The organism is Micromonospora sicca (genome assembly GCF_003172935.1).
GTDB classification, from domain to species: Bacteria; Actinomycetota; Actinomycetes; order Mycobacteriales; family Micromonosporaceae; genus Micromonospora; species Micromonospora sicca.
Map to the genome: position 1 here is coordinate 1 of NZ_QGKS01000472.1, position 4,816 is coordinate 4,816.

At 77.0% G+C, this 4,816-nt stretch carries 5 protein-coding genes; 1 reads left to right on the forward strand and 4 read right to left on the reverse strand.

Annotated features, from left to right (window positions below; all coding sequences use genetic code 11):
- The coding region (locus DKT69_RS34660; protein WP_304598705.1) for a M17 family peptidase N-terminal domain-containing protein at positions 1-357 on the reverse strand (357 nt) is incomplete at its 3' end.
- Positions 358-519: 162 nt separating this feature from the next.
- Between DKT69_RS34660 and gcvT the strand changes: the two genes are divergently transcribed.
- On the forward strand, positions 520-1,650 hold the full coding sequence (gene gcvT, locus DKT69_RS34665) for a glycine cleavage system aminomethyltransferase GcvT (RefSeq protein ID WP_109805601.1): 1,131 nt from the start codon (positions 520-522) through the stop codon (positions 1,648-1,650).
- 3 nt (positions 1,651-1,653) lie between these two features.
- On the opposite strand, the gene DKT69_RS34670 is transcribed toward gcvT, so the two are convergent.
- From DKT69_RS34670 to DKT69_RS34680, 3 genes are all read right to left on the reverse strand, one after another.
- Positions 1,654-2,946 carry a DUF2314 domain-containing protein gene (locus DKT69_RS34670; RefSeq protein WP_109805603.1) on the reverse strand — a complete coding sequence of 431 codons (1,293 nt, stop codon included), beginning with the start codon at positions 2,944-2,946 and terminating at the stop codon, positions 1,654-1,656.
- Positions 2,947-3,011: 65 nt separating this feature from the next.
- Positions 3,012-3,785: an adenosylcobinamide-GDP ribazoletransferase gene (cobS, locus tag DKT69_RS34675; protein WP_109805602.1), complete on the reverse strand. Its 774-nt coding sequence runs from the start codon at positions 3,783-3,785 to the stop codon at positions 3,012-3,014.
- On the reverse strand, positions 3,775-4,816 hold a 1,042-nt coding region (locus tag DKT69_RS34680), incomplete at its 5' end, for a nicotinate-nucleotide--dimethylbenzimidazole phosphoribosyltransferase (protein ID WP_201750004.1). The genes cobS and DKT69_RS34680, both read right to left, overlap by 11 nt.

Below are 4,816 nucleotides of genomic sequence, written 5' to 3' on the forward strand. Positions count from 1 at the left end.
CCGCACCGCCGCGCCGGCGGCCCGGCGCAGGGTCTCCGGGGCCGGGGCGGCGCCGGTCGGCTCCGGGCCGAGGCCGACGGCGGCGACGACCGGGGCGGTGACGGTGCCCAGCGTTGCGAGCTTGATCACCTCGCCGGGGCCGCCGGTCGCGCCGAGCAGCGCCAGCGTCTCGGTCAGCTTGCCGTCGAACGCGGCGGCGATGCTCTCCGCGCCGCTGGCCAGCAGCAGGGTGCCGGCGGGTCCGCTGGTGGCGTCCTGCCCTCCGGTCTGGCTGTGCACGCCGATCACGATGGCATCGACGGCGAGTTCGGCGGGGTCGGTGTCGACCAGGCTCAGGGTGGTGCTGGGCGATGTCACTGAAGCTACTCCGGGCGGGCCGGGCCGGTCGCGGGATGGCGTACCGGCGATGAAGGTCTCCGGCGGCAACCTACCCGCCGGACGTCGGGTGCGTCCCGCCGATCGTCCTGACGGGTCCCGCCGATGCTAACGAGCCGTCCAGGCCCCGGTAAGTTGCCACCCATGACCGACGTGACCTCCGACGCCGCCGCGACCCGGCTGCGCCGTTCCCCGCTGCACGAGCGGCACACCGCTCTCGGCGCCAAGTTCGCCCCGTTCGGGGGCTGGGAGATGCCGCTGGAGTACGCCGGTGGCGGTGTGCTCAAGGAGCACACCGCGGTCCGTACCGGGGTGGGCGTCTTCGACGTCTCGCACCTGGGCAAGGCGCGGATCACCGGGCCGGGCGCCGCGGACTTCGTCAACGCCTGCCTCACCAACGACCTCCGCCGGATCGGCCCCGGCCAGGCGCAGTACACGCTCTGCTGCGACGACGCCACCGGCGGCGTGGTGGACGACATCATCGCCTACCTGCACGCCGACGACCACGTCTTCCTGATCCCGAACGCGGCGAACACCGCCGAGGTGGTGCGCCGGCTGCGCGCCGCCGCGCCGGCCGGGGTCGAGGTCAGCGACGAGCACGAGGCGTACGCGGTGCTGGCCGTGCAGGGGCCGCGCTCGGCGGAGCTGCTCGCCGCGCTGGGGCTGCCCACCGAACACGGCTACATGAGCTTCTCCACCGCCACCCTGGACGGGATGGGGCTGAGCGTGTGCCGCACCGGCTACACCGGCGAGCTGGGTTACGAGCTGGTCGTGCCGGCCGCGCACGCGGTCGCCGTCTGGGACGCGCTCTTCGCCGCCGGGGCGGCGTACGAGCTGCGGGCCTGCGGGCTGGCCGCCCGGGACACGCTGCGCACCGAGATGGGCTACCCGCTGCACGGGCAGGACCTGTCGCTGGAGATCACCCCGCTGCAGGGCCGCTCCGGCTGGGCGGTCGGCTGGGACAAGCCGGCCTTCTGGGGCCGGGACGCGCTGCTCGCTGAGAAGGCCGCCGGCCCCCGGCGTACGCTGCGCGGCCTGGTGGCGGTGGACCGGGCCATCCCGCGCCCCGGCATGGCCGTGTACGTCGGCGACACCCGGGTCGGCATCGTCACCAGCGGCACCTTCTCCCCGACCCGCAAGGGGGGCATCGCCCTGGCCCTCCTGGACACCGACCCGAAGCTGGCCGACGGCGACGTGGTCGAGGTCGACATCCGCGGCCGCCGCGCCCAGATGACCGTCACCCGCCCCCCGTTCATCACCCCCTCGGTGCGGTGACGCTCAGTCGGGCTGCGGGCGTTCGCCGGCGTCGAGAACGGCCTGGGTCCAGCCGCCCTCGGTGACGCCGGTGCCATCGAGCAGGGCCCAGTCGACGACGTCGGTCGCCTCGATCACCACGGGGGCGCCGATCCGCACGGTCGGGTCGGTGGCGGCGTCGCTGGCGCTGACCCCGACGATCCGCTCCGCGCTGTCCCAGGAGGTCACCCCGGCCCAGACGAACTCGGGGCCGTCGTCGCCGGGCAGGCCGTACTTGACCACGAGCTGGGTCTCGGCGGGGAGCTGACCGGCGAGGAACCGGCCCCGGATGTCGCCCAACCCGGCCCGCGCGGTGGCGATCGCCTTGCTCATCGCGTCGCCGGGGCGGGCGTACCGGACGTCCGGCTGGATGCCGGCGAAGAGGGTGGCGCAGGCGGCGGCGAAGTACCGGCCGGCCGGCCCCGGGTGGCCGGGCGGCGGCCGCAGGCTGAGGAACGAGTCGGCGTCCGGGTCCGTCGCCGGGTCCAGCTCCAGCCGGAGCAGCACCGGCGCGGTCGCCCCGTGCTGCTCCGGATTGCCGTAGGCCACCGCGATGTCGTGACCGGTCACCGTGGCCAGCACGGGGAGCTGCACGAACGCCGGCACCTCCTCGCCGGCCAGTCCGTCGGTCCAGTCCCGCAGCAGCCGCCGGGCCGCGCCGGTCATCACCGCGCCCCAGGCCCGGGTGAGGTGGTCCGGCACCCCCTGGGCCTGCAGCTCCAGCAGCCCGAACCGACGCAGCCCCTTGGTGGTGAACCAGAGCCCGTCGGCGTCCGAGGAGTAGGGCACCAGCACCCAGTCGACCAGCCGGATCCGGCCCTGCTCGTCGGGGAGCGAGCGCAGTGCCGCCGCCGGGTCGAGGAACTGCAGGCCGAAGACGTCCACCACGTCGCTGCCGACGGTCTCGGCCACCGCGGCGGCGACCGCCCGGGCCGCCCACTCGTGCGCGGGCGGCCAGCCCGGCCGGTACTCCGCCTGGACCACCACCAGGTGCGTCGCGGCGGCCAGCCGGGCCAGCTGGGCCTCGGTGGCGCCGAACGCGGTGAGCAGGTCCGGCGGCAGCTCCGGGAACTCGCCGATCGGCCGGGTGTCCACGGTCATCAGCGGGCTGTCGAGCATCTGCTTCGCCAGGCCGTGCACCGGCTCGGCGAGCCGCCCCGCGAGGGCCGCCACCGCCGTCTTCGGGCTGACCTTCGGCAGCCCGGCGATGGGCACCAGGTAGGTCGCGTCGAGCGACTCCGGCACGGGTACGGGCAGGAAGTCGTCCGTGATGAGCATGCCGTCCCCCATCGACCGCGCCGGTGCTGTCGTTGAAGAACGCTACCCGGCCGGGCGTGCCGCCCTCAGCCGGACAGCACCAGTCCCAGGTAGACCAGCGTGGTGACGATCTCCACGGTGGCGCCGAGCACGTCCCCGGTGACGCCGCCGAGCCGGCGTACCGCGTGCCGGAGCAGCCCCACCGCGACGGCGAGGGCGGCCAGGACGGCGAGCGGCCCCTGCCACGGACGGTCCGGCGCCGCCGGCACCGCCAGCAGCGCGACGGCCACCGTCCCGACGCCCAGCGCGACCGGCCCCACCGTGCCGGCCACCAGCGCGCCCAGCCCCTCCGGGCGGGCGGCCGGGACGCCGCGCCGGCAGGCCACCGCGACACCGAGCCGGCCCGCCGCGGTCGCGGCGACCACGCCCGCGAGCGCCGCCGGCCAGGACCGCCCGGCCAGCTCCGCGAGCACCGCCGTCTGGAGCAGCAGTACGACCACCAGCGCGACCACCCCGAACGGCCCGACGTCCGGCTTCTTCATGACCTCCAACGCGGCGGCGCCCCGCCGGTACGAGCCCAGCGCGTCCACGGTGTCGGCCAGTCCGTCCAGGTGCAGGCCCCGGGTGAGCAGCGCGCCGAGGCCGACCGTGACCCCGCCGGCGACCAGCGGGGGAGCGAGCGCCGCGGTCAGCAGCAGCACCCCGGCGAGCAGCGCGCCGAGCAGCGCGCCCACGGCCGGGGCGAGGGCCATCGCCCGACCCGCCGCGGCCCGGTCGACCCGGCCGCCGCGCAACGGCAGCGTGGTGAAGGTGGTGACCGCCAGTCGGACGCCGTCGGCGAGCCCCGACTCAGTCGGCACGCCGACCGGGGGAGTCCGGCACGGCGACCCGCTCGTCCGGCTCGACGGTGGTGGGTCCCGGTCCGGCCGGCTCCGGTTCGGCGAACTCCGGTTCGGTGGTGGTCGGTCCGGGCCCGGCCGGCTCCGGCTCGGCGAACTCCGGCTCGGTGGTGGTCGGTCCGGGCCCGGCCGGCTCCGGCTCGGCGAACTCCGGCTCGGTGGTGGCCGGTCCGGGCCCGGCAGGTTCCGGCTCGGCGAACTCCTCGTCGTCCTCCGGCTCGCCGCCCAGCGACGGGTGCACCGGCAGGGTGGCGGCCAGCGCCAGCACCGAGCGCAGCAGCGGCAGCGTGGCCAGCGCGGTGGCCCCCTCGCCGAGGTCGAGCCGCAGGTCCAGCAGCGGGGTCAGGCCGAGCACGTCGGCGGCGAGCCGGACCCCCGGCTGCCCGCCGTGGTCGGGCAGCAGGCACCAGTGCCGGGCCTGCCCGGCCAGGTCCCGGCTGACCATGCCGGCGGCCACCCCGACCGGCCCGTCGATCAGCACCGGCACCCGCCGGGCGGTCGCGCCGAGCAGCACGCCGGTCGCCACCGCGATGTCGCCGCCGCCCAGCTCGGCCAGCACGTCCTTGGCGTCCCGGGGCGAGCGCCGGGTGCGGTGCAGCGCGTCGCGGACCGCCGCGCAGCGCTTCATCCAGGCCGCGTCGTCGATCTCGCCGGCCTCGGTGATCACCCGACCGAGCACGGCCGGCGGTTCCGCGCCGGCCGTCGCCGCGAGCACGGCCGCGGCAGCCGCCTCGGTGCCCGCCCCGCACGCCGCCAGCACCAGCAGCTGTACGCCCGCGTCGGCGGCCTGCTCGGCCAGCCGCCAGCCGTACCGGAGGGCCGACTCGACCTCGTCGGCGGTCAGCGCCGGGCCGTCCTCCATCGGCGCCGAGGCGGGCGCCTCGACCACCTGGAGCCCGGCGCCGCTCTCGGCGGCCAGCCGGGCCAGTGCGCCCCGGCCGGCGCGGGCCTGCCGGGCGCGGCGGGCGGACTCGCCCGGCACGGTGCCGGCG

Excerpts from the sequence above, each read along its gene's own strand:
- DKT69_RS34670 (WP_109805603.1), bottom strand. The coding sequence starts at position 2,946 with ATGCTCATCACGGACGACTTCCTGCCCGTACCCGTGCCGGAGTCGCTC.
- gcvT (WP_109805601.1), top strand. The coding sequence starts at position 520 with ATGACCGACGTGACCTCCGACGCCGCCGCGACCCGGCTGCGCCGTTCC.